The following is a 19545-nucleotide window of genomic DNA, read 5'->3' on the forward strand; positions in this document are numbered from 1 at the left end:
CCGTCTTCGGCGCTGTCTTCCAGGGTGCCAACCAGGCGTTGGTACACACCCTTGCCCAGCTCTTTGCCCAGCTCCACGCCCCACTGGTCAAAGGCGTTGATGCCCCAGATGACGCTCTGCACGAACACCTTGTGCTCATACATTGCCACCAGCGCGCCGAGGCGGCGTGGGCTGATGCGCTCCACTACCAGGGTGTTGCTAGGGCGGTTGCCCGGGATCACCTTATGCGGGGCCAGCTTCTCGATGTCCGCTTCGTTCAGGCCTTTGCTGCGCAGTTCGGCCTCGGCTTCTTCACGTGTCTTGCCCTGCATCAGCGCCTGGCTCTGCGACAGGCAGTTGGCGTACAGCCACTGATGATGGTCGGCCACCGGGTTGAAGCTCACGACCGGCACGATGAAGTCGGCCGGAATCAGCTGGGTGCCCTGGTGCAACAACTGGTGGTAGGCATGCTGGCCGTTACAGCCGACGCCGCCCCAGATCACCGGGCCGGTGGCGGTTTTCACCGGGGCGCCGTCCTGCAGCACGCTCTTGCCGTTGGACTCCATGTCCAGCTGCTGCAGGTGCTTGGTAATGTTGCGCAGGTAGTGGTCGTACGGCAGGATCGCGTGGCTGCTCGCGCCCCAGAAATTGCCATACCACACACCCAGCAGGGCCAGCAGCACCGGCATGTTCTTGTCGAACGGCGCGGTCTGGAAGTGCTGGTCCATGGTGTGGGCACCTGACAGCAGCTCCTTGAAGTTGGCGGTGCCGATGGCCAGGGCAATGGGCAGGCCGATGGCCGACCATAGCGAATAGCGCCCACCCACCCAGTCCCACATCGGGAAGATGTTCTCTTCGCGAATGCCGAACGCCACTGCGGCGGCCTTGTTGCTGGAAACCGCGATGAAATGGCGGTACAGCTCGGCTTCCGAGCCGCCCTGGGCCAGGTACCAGGTACGCGCAGCCATGGCGTTTTTCAGGGTCTCGAGGGTGTTGAACGACTTCGACGAGACGATGAACAGGGTGGTTTCGGCGCGCAGGTTGGCCGAGAGCTCGTGGAATTCACTGCCGTCGATGTTCGCCAGGTAGTGGCAGCGTACGCCACGCTGNCGCGCAGGTTGGCCGAGAGCTCGTGGAATTCACTGCCGTCGATGTTCGCCAGGTAGTGGCAGCGTACGCCACGCTGGGCGTAAGGCAGTAGCGCTTCGGAAACCAGCTCGGGGCCGAGGAACGAGCCACCGATACCGATATTGACCACGTCGGTGATCGGCTTTTCGCTGTAGCCGCGCCACAGGCCGTCATGGATGCGGCCGACCAGTTCGGTGATCTGGTTGAGTACCTTGTGCACTTCCGGCATGACGTTCACGCCGTTGACGCTCAGCTTGTCGCCCACCGGCCGGCGCAGGGCGGTGTGCAGCACCGGGCGGCCTTCGGAAGCGTTGATGATTTCGCCGCTGAACATCGACTTGATGGCGTCCTGCAGGCCCACTTCGTTGGCCAGGTTCACCAGCAGGTCGCGGCTTTGTTCGGTGATCAGGTTTTTCGAGTAGTCGAGGAACAGGCCGCAGCAGCTCAGGGAGAACTGGTCGAAGCGTTGGGCATCGGCGGCGAAGGCTTCGCGCATGCTGAAGCCTTGCATGGCGTCGCGGTGTTGCTGAAGCGCCTGCCAGGCGGGCAGCGCCGTCACATCGTGGGGTGTACGGTAATACGCCATTGCGCGGGGTTCCCTTGGTGCGTGATGAGGCCTTGGACACGGCAGTCATTGCCGGGTTCAGGCTGGCATCATTATAGGCAAAGGCCACGCACTGGGAATGGGTATGGCAGGGTGATTTTGGGGAGCGCTTTGCGCCCCATTCGCGGCACAAGGCCGCTCCCACAGTTTCTGTGTCGGGCTTGAGGGGCTGTGGGAGCGGGCTTGTGCCGCGAATGGGCTGCATAGCAGCCCCAGGCCGTTATGCGGTCTTTTCTTCCACATGCAGGTAAAGGTTGTCGATCAACCTGGTGTTACCCAGATAAGCCGCAGCAATCACCACCAAATCGCGATCATCGATCATTGCCGGGCGTAGGCTCACGGCATGGCGCACTTCCAGATAATCCGCGCGCAGCCCCGCAGCACTCAGCTGCGCCTGCCCCTCGGCGACCAGCGCGGCAAACTCCCGTTGGCCACGGCCGATGGCCGCTGCGATGTGCTGCAGCGTGCGGTACAGCACCGGCGCGGTCGCACGCTGCTCCGGCGTGAGGTAGCCATTGCGCGACGACAGTGCCAGGCCATCCTCGGCACGCACAGTGGGCTCGCCAATGATCTGAACCGGCATGTTCAGGTCGCGCACCATGGCGCGGATCACCGCCAGTTGCTGGAAGTCCTTTTCACCGAACACGGCAAGGTCTGGCTGGACCATGTTGAACAGCTTGCTGACCACGGTGGCCACACCTTCGAAATGCCCCGGCCGGCTGGCGCCGCACAGGCCTTCGGACAGGTGGGGCACGCTGACGCGGGTTTGCACGCTCATGCCGTCGGGGTACATCTCTTCCACGGTGGGCGCGAACAGCAGGTTGCAGCCGGCCTGCAGCAGGCGCTCCTGGTCTGCGGCCAGGGTGCGCGGGTACTTGTCGAGGTCTTCGTTGGCGCCAAACTGCAGCGGGTTGACGAAGATGCTGGCCACCACGAAATCGGCGCGCTGCGCAGCCTTGGTTACCAGGGCCGCGTGGCCGCTGTGCAGGTTGCCCATGGTGGGCACGAAGCCGATGCGTTTGCCTTCACCGCGAGCGCGGGCGACGGCGGCGCGCAATTCGCGGACGGTCTTGACTGTATTCATGCACTGAACCCGTGTTCGCTAGCAGGGAAGCTGACTTGCTTGACCGCCTCGACGTAAGCGACGAGCGCGCTGTGGATATCGGGCTGGCCTTGCATGAAGTTCTTCACGAACTTCGGCACTCGGCCGCTCAGCGACAGGCCGAGCATGTCGTGCAGTACCAGCACCTGGCCATCGGTGGCGCTGCCGGCGCCAATGCCGATCACCGGGATGCCCACGGCGTTGGTGATTTCTGCCGCCAGTTCGCTGGGTACGCATTCGAGCAGCAGCATGGCCGCGCCGGCCTGTTCGAGGGCGATGGCGTCGGCGCGCATCTGCCGGGCCTGGGCCTCCTGACGGCCTTGCACCTTGTAGCCGCCCAGCACGTTGACGGTCTGCGGGGTCAGGCCCATGTGTGCGCACACCGGCACACCGCGCTCAGCCAGCAGGCGGATGGTTTCGGCCAGCCAGGCGGCGCCTTCGATTTTGACCATGTGGGCGCCGGCGCGCATAAGCGTGGCGCTGTTGGCAAAGGCTTGCTCCGGGGTGGCGTGCGCCATGAATGGCAGGTCGGTGAGTATCAGTGCACCGTCATTACCGCGTTTGACGCTGGCGGTGTGGTAGGCCATGTCCGCCGTGGTGACCGGCAGGGTGCTGTCGTGCCCCTGCAGGACCATCCCCAGCGAGTCGCCTACCAGCAACACTTCAATGCCGGCCTGGCTGGCGGCCTTGGCGAAGGTCGCGTCGTAGCAGGTCAGCATGGTGATTTTTTCACCCTTGGCCTTGAGGCCATTGAGGGTGGTAAGGGTTACTTCAGGCATGTCGGAAAATCCTCGTTCAGGCGCTGTAAAAAACGACTGCATTCAACGCGTGTAGTCATCTTCCGGAGCGGCACATCATCGCGCGTGATGTTCGGGCACAGGTCCGTCCGGGCCTAAATACGGGTATGCGGCACTTTGGGGCCGCACGGGACGCCTATAGTCGTGAGCGAGGTGGGGGAAGTCAATCACCCTGTTACCGCATTGTTACGATCAGGGTGTTACTGGCGTTACCGTGCCAGTGTGCAACGCTGGAACGCCCGGTTTACAGGCGTTCAAGGCCGACGAACGGGCAGTCGCCGAGCAATTGCGCGAGGGCGCGGCCATCTGCCAGGTGGAAGTCGTCCGGCACCAGTTCGGCCAGTGGGTACAGCACGAAAGGCCGGGCATGCATGTGGTAATGCGGCACTTTCAGGCGTGGCTCGTCGAGTACCAGGTCACCGAACAGCAGGATGTCCAGGTCCAGCGTGCGCGGGCCCCAGCGCTCCTTGCGCACGCGGCCCTGGCCGTTCTCGATGGCTTGCAATGCATCGAGCAGCGCCAGAGGCGGCAGTGCGGTGTCCAGGGCGGCGACAGCGTTGGTGTAACGCGGTTGGCCGGGCAGCAGCGAATCGCTGGTGTACAAGGCCGAAGCCGCCACCAGGCGAGTACCCTCCACCTGGTCAAGCGCCTGCAAGGCACTGCGCAGTTGTTCGGCGGGTGCGTCCAGGTTGCTGCCCAGGCCGACGTAGGCGCGAGTCTTCACTCGGACGCCTCGTCACCACCGCGTTTGCGTTTGCTGGTGCTGCGTTTGCGTTTGCGCGGGCCGGCACCTTCGTCACGGCTGCCCAGCTCGCGAATCATCTCGCGACGCTCGCTGTCGTTGGCATCCTGGTAGTCGGTCCACCACTGGCCGAGGTCGTCGGTATCTTCCCCGGCGCTTTCACGCAGCAGCAGGAAGTCGTAACCGGCGCGGAAGCGAGGGTTGTCCAGCAGCATGTCGGCGCGTTTGCCGCTGCGCCGTGGCAGGCGCTCCTGCATGTCCCAGATCTCGCGGATCGGCAGCGTGAAACGCTTGGGGATGGCGATGCGCGCGCATTGCTCGGCGATCAGGTCGTGGGCCGCGCCATTCATGGCGGGTATCGGCGGCACGCCCTGGTTCTGCAGGTGCAGCACGCGGGCCGGCAGGGCTGGCCACAGCAGTGCGGCGAACAGGAACGCCGGGGTCACCGGTTTGCCCTGCTTCACCCGCAGGTCGGTGTTTTGCAACGCTTGGCTGATCAGTGTGTGGGCGTAGGTCGGGCGCTCGTCCAGGGCGTGTGCGCTGGCCGGGAACAACGGCTCGAACAGCTGCAGGTCGACCAGCATCTCGAAGGCCATGGCGCCTTGGCCTGAGAGGAACAGCTTGAGGCTTTCCTCGAACAGGCGTGCGGGCGGAATCTCGCGCAGCAGCGGGGCAAGCTCGCGGATCGGCTGGACCGTGTGCTTCTCGATACCGAAGTCCAGCTTGGCGGCAAAACGCACCGCGCGCAGCATGCGCACAGGGTCTTCCTGGTAGCGGTGGGTCGGGTCGCCGATCAGCCGCAGCAGGCGGTTGCGCACATCGTGCACACCGTTGGCGTAATCGAGAATGCGCTCGCTGACCGGGTCGTAGTACAGGGCATTGATGGTGAAGTCGCGGCGTTGCGCGTCTTCTTCCAAGGTGCCGTACACGTTGTCACGCAGGATGCGGCCACTGGAATTGTGCGACGAACGGTGGCTGTCGCCCTGGTCGTCTTCCGAGTGAGGGGCGCGGAAGGTGGCAACTTCGATGATCTCACGGCCGAAATGCACGTGGACCAGTTTGAAGCGGCGACCAATGATGCGCGCGTTACGGAATTCGGCACGGACCTGTTCGGGGGTGGCGCTGGTGGCGACGTCGAAATCTTTCGGCGTAATGCCCAGCATCAGGTCGCGGACACAGCCACCGACCAGGTAAGCCTGGTAGCCGGCGCTCTGCAGGCGTTCCACGATATTCACCGCGTGGCGGCTGAACTGGTGGCGCTGCAGCGAGTGCTGGCTCTTGTTGATCACCTCAGGCGTAGTGCGCCTGTGGTGCGTGCCCGGTACGGGCGGGCGGAAAGACTGGAACAGCTTCTTCAGCATGGGATGCACTGTGTGAAGGAATGTTCGGCCAATAATAGGAGAATGGCCGCATGATGGGCGGGGATTCTAGCATTTACTCGGGGAATGGTGTAGGCGGGTAGCAGGATGCCTGCCAGAAGGGTAGAAACGACAAGGGGAGCCTAAGCTCCCCAAGAAGTCGTTGCGTGCTCTTATTGTTTTTTTGCTGGGCTTTTTGTTTTTGTTGAGTGCCCTGTCCACAAATCTCGAAGCTTGTGGACGACCCCCAATCCAGGGGTTAAGAGCAAACGGATTGCTTTGGCCGCTGATGTCACGTTGATCTGTCGATCCAACCAGTTCAGGCGCTGCTTTTTAGTGCAGTTTTTGTTGTTCTCTGCCTGGTCGTGGGGCAAGCCCCAAACACGCATCCTCTCCAAAAGAATCAGTTAGCTGCGCCTCCGCCGTCTTGTTTTTATTGTGCGTGAGCCGTTTCGTCTTGTTCTTATTTTAGGTTGCAGTGCTTGTTATTGTTTTTGTACTAAGCATATAGCAGGTGCCGTGCCAACTTTTGCAAACCCAGTAAAATCAAGGGGTTGAGGCATTTCAGCAGTTTTCACGACGCTCAAAATGTCGCAATTTCGTTACCGTACGCCTCGGGAACTGTTACGGCGGAAAGGTTGGGTAACAGATTTTTGTGGGAACTGATGTGTTACCTGGGGTGTTTCCGGGCCCGATGTGTTCGCCACACCCTGTTTAGCGCCTATGCGATCGAGCGCCGCCCGCGCGGCGCTTCGCGGGGCAAGCCCGCTCCCACATTTGTTTCGGGCCAATCAATCCTGAGGCGTCGGAGCTCGCCCCTCTGTTGTTCCATTCAATCACGTCGTGCAGCAAGGGGCCGCGCGCCAATGGTGGCAGGAGATATTGGCCGAAACAGATGTGGGAGCGGGCTTGCCCCGCGAAGCGCCGCGCGAGCGGCGCTCGATCTCGAAGGCGACGCTGTGCCGAACTCAATTATCGCTGGTAGCGTTGCTCTTGCGCCGTGGAATGCCCAGGCGCTGGCGGCGTTCCCACAGGCACTTGCGGCTGACGCCAAGCTTGCGTGCCAGTTCGGTCTCGGTCATGTGGTCCTGATGCTCGAGTACGAAGTGCTGGAAGTAGTCTTCCAGCGACAGGTCCTCGGTCGGCTCGTGGCTGGCATTGGCAGCGCTGGCCACCACCAGGGCGTTGTTGAGGATCTCGTCCTCTTCCAGGTCGCTCAGCTCGATGTCGATGCCCAGCAGTTCGGCAGAAATTTCCGCGCTCTCGCTGAGGATCACCGCGCGCTCCACGGCGTTTTCCAGCTCTCGCACGTTACCCGGCCAGCTGTAGTGACGAATGGCTTGCTCGGCTTCGGCCGAGAAGTGCAGGTCGTCGCGGCCGATACGCGCGCTCTGGCGCGCCAGGAAGGCGCTGGCGATTTCGTTGACGTCGCTGCCGCGCTCGCGCAGGGCAGGCAGTTTCAGGGCGATCACGTGCAGGCGGTAGTAAAGGTCTTCGCGGAACTGGCCGGCCTTGGCCAGGTTCTTCAGGTCGCGGTGGGTCGCGGCGATCAGGCGCACATCGACCTTTTGCGATTGCACCGAACCCACCCGGCGAATCTCGCCTTCCTGCAGCACGCGCAGCAGGCGGGCCTGGGCTTCCAGCGGCAGTTCGCCGATTTCGTCGAGGAACAGCGTGCCGCCGTCGGCGGCTTCTACCAGGCCCGCACGCCCGGCGCTGGCGCCAGTGAACGCGCCTTTTTCGTGACCGAACAGTTCGGACTCGATCAGTGTCTCGGGGATGGCTGCGCAGTTCACCGAGATCATCGGTGCCTTGGCGCGGCGCGACAGGTTGTGCAGGGCGCGGGCCACCAGCTCTTTACCGGTACCCGATTCACCCTGGATCAGCACGTTGGAGTCGGTGGGCGCAACCTTGCGGATCTTGCTGTACATGTCCTGCATCGGCGGGCACGAGCCGATGATGCCGATTTCGCCATTGGCCGCAGCCGCGCTGCCTTTGTCGGCCGGGGCGGCCTTGCCATTGGCGGCGCGTGGCTCGGCAGCCGGTGCGGCGGCCGGGGTGTTCTGCCGGTCGCGCAGGATACGCGCCACGGCCTGCAGCATCTCGTCGTGGTCGAATGGCTTGGCGATGTAGTCCACCGCGCCCATTTTCATCGAGTCTACCGCCGAGCGCAGGCTGGCGTAACTGGTCATGATCAGCACCGGGGTGCCCTGACCAAGCTTGATCAGCTCGGTACCGGGTGCGCCTGGCAGGCGCAGGTCGCTGACGATCAGGTCGAAGGTGGCAATGCTGAAGCGTTCCTGGGCTTCCTGCACCGAGCCGGCTTCGCTGACTTGGTACTGGTTCCGCTCGAGCAGGCGACGCAAGGCCGAGCGGATGATGGTTTCGTCTTCGACGATCAGAATATGCGGCATTGATTCAATTCTCTCGACGGTCTCGAATTTCAGGGGACGTCGCTACGACATGCCGGGGCAGGGTCACGCGGATCCGGGTGCCACGTTGCCGTTCGATATCGGCCGGGCTGTCGATGGTGATTTGCCCATAATGCTCTTCCACGATGGAATAGACCAGAGCGAGCCCCAGTCCGGTTCCCTCGCCAGGGTCCTTGGTGGTGAAGAAGGGCTCGAACAGGCGGTCCATGATGTTCTTCGGTATCCCGCTGCCCTCGTCCTCGACGATCAGGTCGACGGTGTGTTCGCTGACCTCGGTGCGCACGCGCACGGCACTGCCGGGCTTTGATGCGTCGCGGGCGTTGGAGAGCAGGTTGATCAGCACCTGGGCCAGGCGCTGCGGGTCCCCTTCGGCCCAGTGGTCGGGGTTGCAGAGGTTGAAGAACTGGACTTCGAAATTGCGCCGGTTCAAGGCCAGCAGACCGATGGCGTCCTGCGCCACTTCGGCCAGGCACACCGGTTCTTCGCTGTTCTGGTGGCTGCCGCCGGCATGGGCGAAGCTCATCAATGACTGGACGATGCGCGACACCCGCTTGGTCTGGTCGAGGATCTGGCTGGACAGCTCGATGATTTCGCCATCGCCCTCGCGTTCCTCGCGCAGGTTTTGCGCCAGGCAGGCGATGCCGGTTATCGGGTTGCCGATTTCGTGGGCCACGCCGGCGGCCAGGCGCCCAATGCTGGCCAGGCGCTCGGAGTGCACCAGCTTGTCTTCCAGTGCCTGGGTTTCGGTAAGGTCTTCCACCAACAGCACAAGGCCGCTGTTACCGGGTGCCAGGGGCTCGTCAATGGCTGCCTTGTGCAGGTTCAGCCAGCGCGGTTGCCCGTCCAGTGCCAGGCGCTGCTTGTGCAAGTGCTCGTCGGGCAGGTTGATGAAGCCTTGCAGCAGGCCGCGCCAGGGCTCGTCGATGGTGAGCAGACGCGAGCCGACCACGTGCTTGGCGGCGATGCCGGTGAGCTCTTCCATGGCCTTGTTCCACATCAGGATTTCCTGGTCCTTGGCCAGCGAGCACACGCCCATGGGAAGCTCTTGCAGGGTCTGGCGATGGTAGCGGCGCAGGGCGTCGAGCTCGGCGGCCAGGCCGGTCAGGCGCGAGTGGTAGTCTTCCAGGCGGCTTTCGATGAAATGGATGTCTTCGGTCACATAGTTTTCGTTACCGGACTTGTAGGGCAGGAAGGTTTCGACCATGTCCTGGGCCACGCTCGGGCCCATCAGGCCGGACAGGTTGGCCTCGATGCGGTCGCGCAGGCGGCGCAAGGCGTAGGGGCGGCGCTCGTCGAACGGTAAGTAGAGGTCACGCAGGGCCTGCTCCACTTCTTTTTGTGCAGCCTTGGCACCCAGCGGCTTGGCCAGTTGGGTGGCAAACTCCTGCGGCGAGGCGGCGTGCAACTCGCGGCGCTGCGGGCGGCGTACGTTGTCCACGGCGCAGGCTTCTGCCGCGCTGACTTCTTCGCTGCTGGCGTTGGTGAACAGCGAGATCAGGGTGAACAGCAAAACGTTGGCCGCCAGCGAGGCAATGGCCGCCATGTGCCAGCTGGTATCGTCCAGCACATAGATCATGTCCAGCAGCGGTATATAGAAGCCCTGCAGGTTGCCCAGCAGCGGCAGCAGCATGGTCACCATCCACACCAGGGTGCCGGCCAGCAACCCGGCGATGAAGCCGCGCCGGTTGGCGGTGGGCCAGTACAGCACCGATAGTACGCCCGGCAGGAACTGCAGGGTGGCGACGAAGGCGACAATGCCCAGGTTGGCCAGGCTCTGGTGGTTGTTCTGGGTCAGGTAGAACATGAAGCCGGCGGTAATGATGGCGACGATCAGCGCGCGACGGGTCCACTTCAGCCAACGGTAGATGTTGCCTTCGGCCGGGGGCTGGTACAGGGGCAGCACCAAGTGGTTGAGGGCCATGCCCGACAGTGCCAGGGTGGTGACGATGATCAGGCCGCTGGCGGCTGACAAGCCGCCGATGTAGGCCAGCAGCGCCAGTGCTTCGTTGTTGGCGGCAATCCCCAGGCCCAGGGTGAAGTACTCGGGGTTGGTGCTGGCGCCCAGGCGCAGGCCGGCCCACAGCACCAGCGGCACGGCCAGGCTCATCAGCAGCAGGAACAGCGGCAGGCCCCAGCTGGCACTGACCAGCGAGCGCGGGTTGAGGTTTTCGGTGAAGGCCATGTGGTACATGTGCGGCATGACGATGGCCGAGGCGAAGAACACCAGCAGCAGGGTGCGCCATGGGCCTTCCTGCAGCGGGGTGTGCAGGGCGGCCAGGGCGGTCTGGTTCTGCAATAGCCAGACCTCCAGCTCGTGCGGGCCGCCGAATACGCCGTACAGGGCGTAAAGGCCTATGCCGCCCAAGGCCAGCAGCTTGATCACCGACTCGAAGGCGATGGCGAACACCAGCCCTTCGTGTTTTTCGCGCGTGGCAATGTGTCGCGAGCCGAAGAAGATGGTGAACAGAATGATCAGCGTACAGAACGCAAAGGCTACCCTGGCCTTGACCGGCTCACCGGTGAGGATGCTGATCGAGTCGGCCACCGCCTGTATCTGCAGCGCCAGCAAGGGCAACACGCCGATCAGCATGATGATGGTGGTCAATGCGCCGGCCCAGGTGCTGCGAAAGCGGAACGCCAGCAGGTCGGCCAGCGATGAAAGCTGGTAGGTGCGGGTGATCTTGAGGATCGGGTAGAGCAACACCGGTGCCAGCAGGAATGCGCCGGATACCCCCAGGTAACAGGCCAGGAAGCCATAGCCGTACTGGTAGGCCAGGCCCACCGAGCCATAAAAGGCCCAGGCACTGGCATACACGCCCAGCGACAGGGTGTAGGTGAGGGGGTGGCGAATGATCGAACGCGGGATCAACCCGCGCTCGCTGATCCAGGCCACGCCAAACAGCACCATGAGGTACCCGGCGCTGATCAGGATCATCTGGGTCAGGCTAAAGCTCATCGGCATCTCGTTGGCTCTGCAGGATGAAGGTGACGACGATCAGGATCAGCCAGAGCAGGTACGGGCGGTACCAGGCTCCGGTCGGTTCGATCCACCAGTCCATGATGGCCGGGGAGAACAGGTAGATCCCCACGACCAGAAGCAGGACCAAACGATAGATGTACATGCTGGCCTCGATGGTTGGGCGCTGCGGGCTTGGACTTATTATTGGCGCAAATGACTGGGGGGATGCTAGCGGGAATCCATTGCGTTAGCCAAGGGTTTGAAATTATTGGGCTTTTGTTATTGAGGGTTGGTTTACCCGCGAAAGCGCCGGGCCTGCCTCAGCGCAAATCAGCTTCAGGTACCGTGGTCCGCTGCGCGATCGCCTCCGGCCGCCACTGCTTGCGGGCTATCGCCAACACTTCAGCCGGCGTAGCCAGTAGCAAATCGGGGTCTGTTTCTTGCCCCAGCGCCCTCAATGCCCGCAGCAGCAGGGGAGTAGCCTGCTCTGCCTGCAGGGGCGGCGACCGGTACGACTTGCCCAGCTTGTGCCCATCCGGCTGCACGATCAGCGGAATATGCAAATAGCGCGGCTGTGAGAAGCCCAGCAGCTCCTGCAGGTACAGCTGACGCGGGGTGTTGTCGAGCAGGTCGGCGCCGCGCACGATGTCGGTAACACCCTGCCAGGCATCGTCCAGCACCACCGCCAGCTGGTACGCATACAGCCCGTCGCGGCGCTGGATGACAAAGTCGCCCACCTCACGCCCCAGGTGTTGCTGGTACTCGCCCTGCACCCGGTCGGTAAAGCGGTAGATCAGCTCTGGCACGCGCAAGCGGATCGCCGCACCTTCACGGGCATGGCCGGCATTGCGGCACAGGCCTGGGTAAATGCCGTTGTAACCCTCCAGCTGCTTGCGCGAGCAGGTACAGGCATAGGCCAGGCCCATGTTGAACAGGCGGTCGACGACCGCGGCATAGGCGTCGTGCCGCTGGCTCTGGAACACGACCTCGCCATCCCATTCCAGCGCGTAACGCTCCAGGGTTTGCAGGATGGCATCACGGGCACCGGGCATTTCCCGGGGTGGGTCGGTGTCTTCCATGCGCAGCAACCAGCGGCCGTTCACGGCGCGGGCGTCGAGCCAGGAGGCCAGGGCGGCGACCAGCGAGCCGAAGTGCAAAAAGCCGCTGGGGGTGGGGGCGAAGCGCCCGATGTAGCTGGAGTCGGTCATGTCAGGCTGGGCATATAAATGAAACGGGGCGCATGAAGCGCCCCGTTCAGGTGGAAGAAAGGTCAGCCTTTACCGACCGTTTTTTCCTTTTTCTCGGCAATTTCCTTGCAGTCGAAACACAGGTCTGCGGTCGGACGGGCTTCCAGACGGCGCAGGCCGATCTCGATGCCGCAGGAATCACACCAGCCGTACTCTTCGTCCTGGATCTTCTGCAGGGTCTTGTCGATTTTCTTGATCAGCTTGCGCTCGCGGTCACGGTTGCGCAGCTCAAGAGCAAATTCTTCTTCCTGGCTGGCACGGTCGGCCGGGTCCGGGAAGTTCGCAGCTTCATCCTTCATGTGGTCTACGGTGCGATCCACACTGTGCATGAGCTCGCCTTTCCAGGCATTGAGAAGCTTGGTGAAGTGCTTCTTCATGGGCTCACCCATGTACTCTTCGCCCTTGGTCTCTTTATAGGGCTCGACACCGTACATGGTTCCGGTTTTTTGCTTTTCTACGGTGGACATGAATAGACCGCCTCTCACTCATCTGATCCAATGCGCAGGATGCTCCATCCCCGGCGACCGCCGGCCCTGCGACTGCGAGCCGCCGAACTTACCAGATAGATCGGGGGTGCGCTACCCCGCCCGATCCTGCTTATTGACATCGGCGCGAGCCGTACGTTCGTTGGCGTGCAGAGGTAGAATCTCCAGTTTAGACCCAATTGAGAGAAGGTCATGGCCCACCCCTACAGTGCGCGCAGCCGCGCCATCGAACCCTTCCACGTCATGGCGCTGCTGGCCCGGGCCAACGAGCTGCAGGCGGCCGGGCACGACGTGATCCACCTGGAAATCGGCGAGCCGGACTTCACCACGGCCGCACCGATCGTCGCCGCCGGCCAGGCCGCGCTGGCTGCCGGGCACACCCGCTACACCGCTGCACGCGGCCTGCCGGCACTGCGTGAAGCGATCGCCGGCTTTTATGGCCAGCGTTATGGCCTGAATATCGACCCGCAGCGCATCCTGATTACCCCAGGTGGTTCTGGCGCGCTGCTGCTGGCCAGCAGTCTGCTGGTCGACCCGGGCAAGCACTGGCTGCTGGCCGACCCGGGTTACCCGTGCAATCGCCACTTCCTGCGCCTGGTCGAGGGCGGGGCGCAGCTGGTGCCGGTGGGCCCGGAGGTGAACTACCAGCTGACCGCCGACCTGGTCGAACGTTACTGGGACAAGGACACGGTCGGTGCCCTGGTCGCGTCGCCGGCTAACCCGACTGGTACTGTGCTGGGGCGCGAAGCGTTGGCCAGCCTTGCCAAAGCCACCCATGAGCGGCATGGCCACCTGGTGGTGGACGAGATCTACCATGGCCTCACCTATGGCATGGACGCGCCAAGTGTGCTGGAAGTCGACGACTCGGCGTTCGTCCTGAATAGTTTTTCCAAGTATTACGGCATGACCGGTTGGCGCCTTGGCTGGCTGGTGGCCCCACCCGGCGCAGTGGCCGACCTGGAGAAACTGGCGCAGAACCTGTACATCAGTGCACCGAGCATGGCCCAGCATGCCGCGCTGGCATGCTTCCAGCCCGAGAGCCTGGCCATTTTCGAGGAGCGCCGCGCCGAGTTCGCCCGCCGCCGCGACTACCTGCTGCCCGCCCTGCGCGAACTGGGCTTCCGCATAGCCGTCGAGCCGCAGGGGGCGTTTTACCTGTATGCCGATATCAGTGCCTTTGGCGGTGATGCGTTTGCCTTCTGCCGGCACTTTCTGGAAACCGAGCACGTGGCCTTTACGCCGGGCCTGGACTTTGGCCGTCACCTGGCTGGGCACCATGTGCGCTTTGCCTACACCCAGAGCTTGCCGCGCCTGGAAGAGGCGGTGCAGCGCATTGCCCGTGGCCTGCGGAGCTGGCAAGGCTGATGCAGTTCTATCCCCCACTCGAACAGGGCCGCCTGCTGCGCCGTTACAAGCGCTTTCTGGCGGACATCGAACTGGCCAGCGGCGAACAGCTGACCATTCACTGCCCGAACACCGGTTCCATGCTCAATTGCATGCGTGAAGGCGGGCAGGTGTGGTTTAGCCGCTCCAACGACCCCAAGCGCAAACTGCCAGGCACCTGGGAAATCAGCGAAACCCCACAGGGGCGGCTGGCCTGTGTGAACACTGGGCGGGCTAACGCGCTGGTCGAAGAGGCACTGCGGGCCGGCGTCATCGCCGAACTGGCCGGTTTTACCGCGCTCAAGCGCGAAGTCGCGTACGGAGAGGAAAGCAGCCGCATCGACTTTCGCCTGGAGTTCGACGGTGCCCCTGCGTATGTCGAGGTGAAGAGCGTGACCTTGGGTTACCCCGACAGCACGGTCGCGGCTTTTCCCGATGCGGTGACACAGCGCGGTGCCAAGCACCTGCGCGAGCTGGCGAAGCTGGCCCGGCAGGGCGTGCGGGCGGTGCAGTTGTACTGCGTGAACCTGACTGGCATCAATGCCGTACGCCCAGCTGAGGAAATCGACGCAGCCTATGCCCAGGCCCTGCGTGCGGCGGTGGCGGACGGGGTGGAGGTGCTGGCCTACGGCACCCGCCTGAGCGCCGAAGGCATTGTTATTGATTGCCGCCTGCCGGTGCTGCTTACGCCGTGAGCCAGATGCCTTGGCTGTCTTCGTGACAGCCCAGGGCCAGCAGTTGCTCACCCTCGCAAGGGCCGGCTACGCACTCGCCGCTTTCAATCAGGAACAGCGCGCCATGGTGGGCGCAGTGGATGAGGCTGGCGCTGTCATCGAGAAAGGCATCTTGCGTCCAGTTCAGCGGGATGCTGCGGTGCGGGCACCGGTTGCGGTAGAGGTACACCTGGCCCTGGCGGCGCACGCCGAACAGTTCGAGGCCGTCTACGCTGAAGGCGCGGCTTTGGCCTTCGGCCAGGGTGTGGGAGGTACAGAGCAAGTGCATGGCGAGGACGACTCATGAAACAGATGATGACTTGACGCGTCAATGCGAATAATTATCAAATTGCCCGCATTCGCTGCGCCTGGCCCCTATGGTGCGCAGTTCTGTCGCCCGCCACAAGGCGCGCGGCTCGCCTTCAGAAGGAACCCCATGATGCGCCGTCCAGTCGCCTTGCTCGCCCTCTGCGCAAGCCTTGTGCTCTCCACCACGGCCCTGGCGGCCGAGTTGCCGCAACGCTGGGTCAGCGCGGGTGGCGCCCTGAGCGAGTGGATAACTGCATTGGGCGGCGAAGCGCGGCTTGTCGGTGTGGACACCACCAGCCAGCACCCGGCATCGCTGAAATCACTGCCCAGCGTGGGTTACCAGCGGCAGTTGTCCGCTGAAGGCATTCTCAGCCTGCGCCCGGATGTACTGGTGGGCACCGAGGAAATGGGCCCGCCGCCGGTACTGGCGCAAATTCGCAAGGCCGGTGTGCAGGTGGAGTTGTTCTCCAGCAAGGCCGAACTGGCGGCGGTGGATGAAAACCTCAAGCATCTGGGGCAGTTGCTTGGCGCAGAGCAGCAAGCTTCGGCGTTGGCGGCGGGCTACCACCAGCAGATCGAGGCGGTGCAGGCCAAGGTCAAGCAGGCTCAGGCAGGGCAAAAGGCACCTGGGGTGCTACTGCTGGTCGGCCATGCCGGGGCCAAGCCGCTGATCGCCGGGCAGGGCACTGCGGGTGACTGGCTGCTGGGCCAGGCGGGTGGGCACAACCTTGCAGAACATCAAGGCTACAAGAACTTCTCCAACGAAGCCTTGGCGGCGCTGGACCCGGATGTGATCGTGTTTTCCGACCGGGCGCTGGCCGATGAGCAGGCCTTGCAGGCGCTGTTGAAAGAAAACCCCGCGCTGGCTGCCTCGCGGGCTGTGCGTGAGAAACGCCTGGTGTCACTGGACCCGACGCTGCTGGTAGGCGGGCTTGGCCCACGCCTGCCATCGACCTTGCAGTCGCTGGCAGCCACCTTCTACCCGGCGGCCCAGGCCAGCTTCGCGCAATGAAACAGCGGGTCCAGCCACGTACGTTGTTCATTTGCCTTAGTCTGCTGTGCCTGTTGGCGGTGTGGTTGTCGCTGGCCTTGGGGCCGGTCAGCCTGCCGCTGTTCGACACCCTGCGCGCCGGCCTGCGCCTGTTGGGGCTGCCGATTGCGGCTGACGGCCTGCAGCAGGCCGAGATGATCCTGGGCCAGATCCGCCTGCCGCGTACCTTGCTCGGGCTGGCGGTGGGCGCGGTGCTGGCGCTGTCCGGCGTGGCCATGCAGGGGCTGTTCCGCAACCCGCTGGCCGATCCAGGGCTGGTGGGGGTTGCCGCTGGGGCGGCGATGGGTGCAGCGGTCGCCATTGTCGGTGGTGCCTGGTTTGGCGGCATGCCGGACGCTTTCGCGCCCTATCTGTTGTCGTTCTGCGCTTTTGTCGGGGGGCTTGGGGTGACCGCGTTGGTCTACCGACTGGGGCGGCGCGATGGCCAGACCAACGTTGCCACGATGCTGCTGGCGGGCGTGGCCATGACTGCGCTGGGCGGCGCGGCCGTTGGGCTGTTCTCTTACCTGGCCGACGACGCCACCCTGCGCACACTGACATTCTGGAACCTCGGCAGCCTGAACGGTGCCAGCTACGAACGGCTGTGGCCGTTGCTACTGGTGGCGGCGGGGGTAGCGGTGTGGCTGCCGCGCCGGGCCAAGGCGCTGAATGCCCTGTTACTGGGTGAGTCGGAGGCGCGCCACCTGGGCGTTGACGTGGAGCGACTCAAGCGCGAGCTGGTGTTCTGCACGGCGCTGGGCGTAGGTGCGGCAGTGGCAGCAGCAGGGCTGATCGGTTTCATCGGCCTGGTGGTGCCGCACCTGGTGCGCTTGCTGGCCGGGCCTGATCACCGCGTGGTGCTACCGGCCTCGTTGCTGGCCGGGGGCGTGCTGATGCTGTTCGCCGACCTGGCGGCGCGGCTGCTGCTGGCACCTGCCGAGTTGCCGATTGGTATTGTCACGGCCTTCATCGGTGCGCCGTTCTTTCTGGTCCTGCTGATAAGAGGGCGCAGCTGATGTTGCAAGTCGAAGGCCTGCACCTGCGTCGGGGGAGCAACGAAGTGCTGCACGACATTCACCTGCAACTGAGCCCGGGGCAGGTGGTGGGTGTGCTCGGCCCCAACGGTGCCGGCAAGAGCAGCCTGCTGGGTGTGTTGTGTGGTGAGCTGGCGCCCGAGCGAGGGCGGGTGACGTTGCAGGGCCGGCCCCTCACCGATTGGCCTGGGCAGGAGCGGGCCAGGCGCCTGGCAGTGTTGCCACAGGTGTCCAGCCTGGGCTTCTCGTTCCGGGTCGAGGAAGTGGTGGGCATGGGGCGCATGCCTCATGGCACCGGGCAGCAGCGCGATGCGCAAATTGTCGAAGCGGCGTTGCAGGCGGCGGATGCCTGGCACCTGGTGGGGCGCAGTTACCTGGCGCTCTCCGGTGGCGAGCGCCAGCGGGTGCACCTGGCCCGCGTGCTGGCCCAGCTATGGCCGGGCGAGGAGGGGGCCACGCTGCTGCTCGACGAACCGACCTCGATGCTCGACCCACTGCACCAGCACACTACCCTTGAATCCGTGCGCCGCTTCGCCGACCGCGGCGCTGCGGTGCTGGTGATCCTGCATGACCTGAATCTGGCTGCGCGCTACTGTGACCGTATCCTGTTGCTGGAGCAGGGGCGCTGCCATGCGTTTGCCACGCCCGAAGCGGTATTGACGCCAGCGGCACTGAAGGCGGTGTACGGTATCGACGTACTGGTGCAGGCGCACCCAGAGCGTGGGCACCCACTGATCATCACACGCTAGGAGGCATTGTCGATGCGTCATCTGCTGCTGTCGGGTTTCTCGCTTTGCCTGATGTTGTCACTGGGCGGCTGCCAGACCAGCCTGCCGCCACTGCCCTCCTGGCAGAGCAGTGAAGGGCGCACGCATGCCGAGTTGGGGCACATCATCGATCTTGCCAGTGGCCGGGCGATCAGCCCTGAGCAACTGGTGCAGCGCCTGGCAGGCACCCCTCGCGTGCTGGTGGGCGAAAAACATGACAACCCGGACCATCACGCGTTGCAACTCTGGCTGCTACGGGCGATGCAGGGGAACCGCGTGCAAGGCAGTCTCCTGCTGGAAATGCTGCAGCCTGAGCAGCAACCGCTGGTCGACAAGGTTCAGGGGCAGCCGCTGCCGGCGAACTTGCCCAAGGCGCTGGCCTGGCAGGAAGGGTGGGATTGGCAGCTGTACGGGCCGATAGTGCGTGAGGCCTTGCAGGACCGAGTGCAACTGCTGGCTGCCAACCTGTCGCCTGGTGAGATGCGTCAGGCCTATCGACAGCCAGCCCCGCTGACTGGCAAAAGGTCCAATGCACCGGCGGTAAAGGCTGCTTTGCTCGAGCAGGTACGCGCGGGCCATTGTGGGATGCTGCCGGAAAGCCAGTTGCCGGCGATGCTGGCCGTGCAGCAGCAGCGCGACCGGCGCATGGCCGAGCGGTTGCTGTCCGCGCCGCAGCCAGCGTTGCTGTTTGCCGGGGCCTATCACGTGCGCAAGGACCTGGGCATACCCTTGCACCTGGCAGATCTGGGGGCGTCGGCGTCGGGGGAGACCAAGGTATTGCTGCTGGCCGAGGTGGGCGAGCAGGTTGAGCCAGGCCAGGCTGATTACGTGTGGTACACCGCGGCGATGCCGGAGCAGGATTACTGCGCGCAGTTTCGCCAGTAGTGTGGGCCAGGCGGCACAAACCCCCAGGCAAAAAAAGACCCGGCAAAATGCCGGGTCAATAACCGTGATTAGCCTGATGAGGAGATAATCTGAGAGTCCGAACCAGGGGCTCTTAGGTTATCCAACCAGTCTCGCGACCAGTTGTGATAATCATAACAATTCTCATTCAGGCGTCAATCCCTTCCCCACGATTATTTTGGATTTTTTTGCGTAGGATTTTTCGCGTCCAGTTGTTGATTGAGCGCTTCTTTGCGTTCGAGCGGCAAATCGTTCCAGTGCATGTCCAGCAAGGCGCCCTCAATGGCGTACAACAGCACCTTGGAGGCGCGGAACCCTCGTGTCTTGACGGCCTGGTAGGCACCCACCGCACCCAGGCGACGCAGATCCGATGCGCTGTGGATGCCGGCGGCATGCAGCCACTGCGCAGAGGTCTTGCCAAGGTTCTTCAGGTGCTGCAATTCATCGTTCATCGAGCCTCCTTGCGATGGCTGAACGTGGATTGGAGGATAAATCGCGAGCAGGTCAGAGAGGAGTGTAGCGGGGGTTAAGAAATGCGCGGCCTTTTGCCATCGGGGGCGATGAACTGCCTTT

The 19545-nt window shown here is 63.6% G+C and carries 17 protein-coding genes and 1 pseudogene; 6 read left to right on the forward strand and 12 right to left on the reverse strand.

The genetic code is table 11. The features are described from left to right. From pgi to dksA, 10 genes and pseudogenes are all read right to left on the reverse strand, one after another. Positions 1 to 1693 (reverse strand): annotated as a pseudogene (gene pgi / locus ACK1VC_RS23535) (glucose-6-phosphate isomerase); the annotation flags it as partial. 238 nt (positions 1694 to 1931) lie between these two features. Continuing rightward, positions 1932 to 2795 carry a pantoate--beta-alanine ligase gene (gene panC / locus ACK1VC_RS23540; RefSeq protein ID WP_191086989.1) on the reverse strand — a complete coding sequence of 288 codons (864 nt, stop codon included), beginning with the start codon at positions 2793 to 2795 and terminating at the stop codon, positions 1932 to 1934. After that, positions 2792 to 3592, reverse strand: coding sequence for a 3-methyl-2-oxobutanoate hydroxymethyltransferase (gene panB / locus ACK1VC_RS23545; RefSeq protein ID WP_016489155.1), 801 nt, complete (start codon positions 3590 to 3592; stop codon positions 2792 to 2794). The genes panC and panB overlap by 4 nt, the downstream gene beginning before the upstream one ends. 262 nt (positions 3593 to 3854) lie before the next feature. Then, positions 3855 to 4334 carry a 2-amino-4-hydroxy-6-hydroxymethyldihydropteridine diphosphokinase gene (gene folK / locus ACK1VC_RS23550; protein ID WP_016489154.1) on the reverse strand — a complete coding sequence of 160 codons (480 nt, stop codon included), beginning with the start codon at positions 4332 to 4334 and terminating at the stop codon, positions 3855 to 3857. Next, positions 4331 to 5713, reverse strand: coding sequence for a polynucleotide adenylyltransferase PcnB (locus ACK1VC_RS23555; RefSeq protein WP_016489153.1), 1383 nt, complete (start codon positions 5711 to 5713; stop codon positions 4331 to 4333). Before ACK1VC_RS23555 ends, folK begins: the two co-directional genes overlap by 4 nt. A 965-nt stretch (positions 5714 to 6678) precedes the next feature. Next, the gene (locus ACK1VC_RS23560; protein WP_016489152.1) at positions 6679 to 8124 is read right to left on the reverse strand and encodes a sigma-54-dependent transcriptional regulator; all 1446 of its coding nucleotides are present in this window, start codon (positions 8122 to 8124) and stop codon (positions 6679 to 6681) included. A 4-nt stretch (positions 8125 to 8128) separates the two neighbouring features. Further along, positions 8129 to 11104: a sensor histidine kinase gene (locus ACK1VC_RS23565; RefSeq protein WP_016489151.1), complete on the reverse strand. Its 2976-nt coding sequence runs from the start codon at positions 11102 to 11104 to the stop codon at positions 8129 to 8131. Further along, positions 11088 to 11264 (reverse strand): hypothetical protein, encoded by a 177-nt coding sequence (locus ACK1VC_RS23570; RefSeq protein ID WP_003250005.1) that lies wholly within the window; start codon positions 11262 to 11264, stop codon positions 11088 to 11090. Before ACK1VC_RS23570 ends, ACK1VC_RS23565 begins: the two co-directional genes overlap by 17 nt. A gap of 157 nt (positions 11265 to 11421) precedes the next feature. Next, a complete protein-coding gene (gene gluQRS, locus ACK1VC_RS23575; protein ID WP_060519912.1) occupies positions 11422 to 12309 on the reverse strand; it encodes a tRNA glutamyl-Q(34) synthetase GluQRS in 888 nt (295 codons plus the stop codon). 62 nt (positions 12310 to 12371) lie between these two features. After that, entirely contained in the window at positions 12372 to 12815 is a 444-nt protein-coding gene (gene dksA, locus ACK1VC_RS23580; protein WP_016489149.1) for an RNA polymerase-binding protein DksA, read from the reverse strand. Positions 12816 to 13025: 210 nt separating this feature from the next. Between dksA and ACK1VC_RS23585 the strand changes: the two genes are divergently transcribed. Both ACK1VC_RS23585 and sfsA read left to right on the forward strand, forming a co-directional pair. Further along, a complete protein-coding gene (locus ACK1VC_RS23585) occupies positions 13026 to 14198 on the forward strand; it encodes a pyridoxal phosphate-dependent aminotransferase (RefSeq protein WP_016489148.1) in 1173 nt (390 codons plus the stop codon). Then, positions 14198 to 14911: a DNA/RNA nuclease SfsA gene (gene sfsA, locus ACK1VC_RS23590; RefSeq protein WP_023049291.1), complete on the forward strand. Its 714-nt coding sequence runs from the start codon at positions 14198 to 14200 to the stop codon at positions 14909 to 14911. The genes ACK1VC_RS23585 and sfsA overlap by 1 nt, the downstream gene beginning before the upstream one ends. Here sfsA and ACK1VC_RS23595 read toward each other — a convergent pair. Then, on the reverse strand, positions 14901 to 15218 hold the full coding sequence (locus ACK1VC_RS23595) for a Rieske (2Fe-2S) protein (protein ID WP_016489146.1): 318 nt from the start codon (positions 15216 to 15218) through the stop codon (positions 14901 to 14903). The two genes, sfsA and ACK1VC_RS23595, sit on opposite strands and share 11 nt — an antisense overlap. A 147-nt stretch (positions 15219 to 15365) precedes the next feature. On the opposite strand from ACK1VC_RS23595, the gene ACK1VC_RS23600 reads away from it, so the two are divergent. Genes ACK1VC_RS23600 through ACK1VC_RS23615 form a run of 4 tightly spaced genes read left to right on the forward strand, consistent with a single transcriptional unit; the run spans position 15366 to position 18954 of the window. Continuing rightward, entirely contained in the window at positions 15366 to 16250 is an 885-nt protein-coding gene (locus tag ACK1VC_RS23600) for a heme/hemin ABC transporter substrate-binding protein (protein ID WP_191086986.1), read from the forward strand. Between the two features lie 50 nt (positions 16251 to 16300). Then, complete coding sequence (locus ACK1VC_RS23605) at positions 16301 to 17284, forward strand: FecCD family ABC transporter permease (RefSeq protein ID WP_161775545.1); 984 nt, start codon at positions 16301 to 16303, stop codon at positions 17282 to 17284. After that, complete coding sequence (locus tag ACK1VC_RS23610) at positions 17284 to 18051, forward strand: heme ABC transporter ATP-binding protein (protein WP_191086985.1); 768 nt, start codon at positions 17284 to 17286, stop codon at positions 18049 to 18051. Before ACK1VC_RS23605 ends, ACK1VC_RS23610 begins: the two co-directional genes overlap by 1 nt. A 12-nt stretch (positions 18052 to 18063) precedes the next feature. Continuing rightward, the gene (locus ACK1VC_RS23615; RefSeq protein WP_191086984.1) at positions 18064 to 18954 is read left to right on the forward strand and encodes a ChaN family lipoprotein; all 891 of its coding nucleotides are present in this window, start codon (positions 18064 to 18066) and stop codon (positions 18952 to 18954) included. A gap of 191 nt (positions 18955 to 19145) precedes the next feature. Here ACK1VC_RS23615 and ACK1VC_RS23620 read toward each other — a convergent pair whose 3' ends face one another. Then, positions 19146 to 19424: a TfoX/Sxy family protein gene (locus tag ACK1VC_RS23620; RefSeq protein WP_016489141.1), complete on the reverse strand. Its 279-nt coding sequence runs from the start codon at positions 19422 to 19424 to the stop codon at positions 19146 to 19148. Positions 19425 to 19545: the final 121 nt, after the last annotated feature.

Source organism: Pseudomonas sp. XP2 (genome assembly GCF_053557975.1).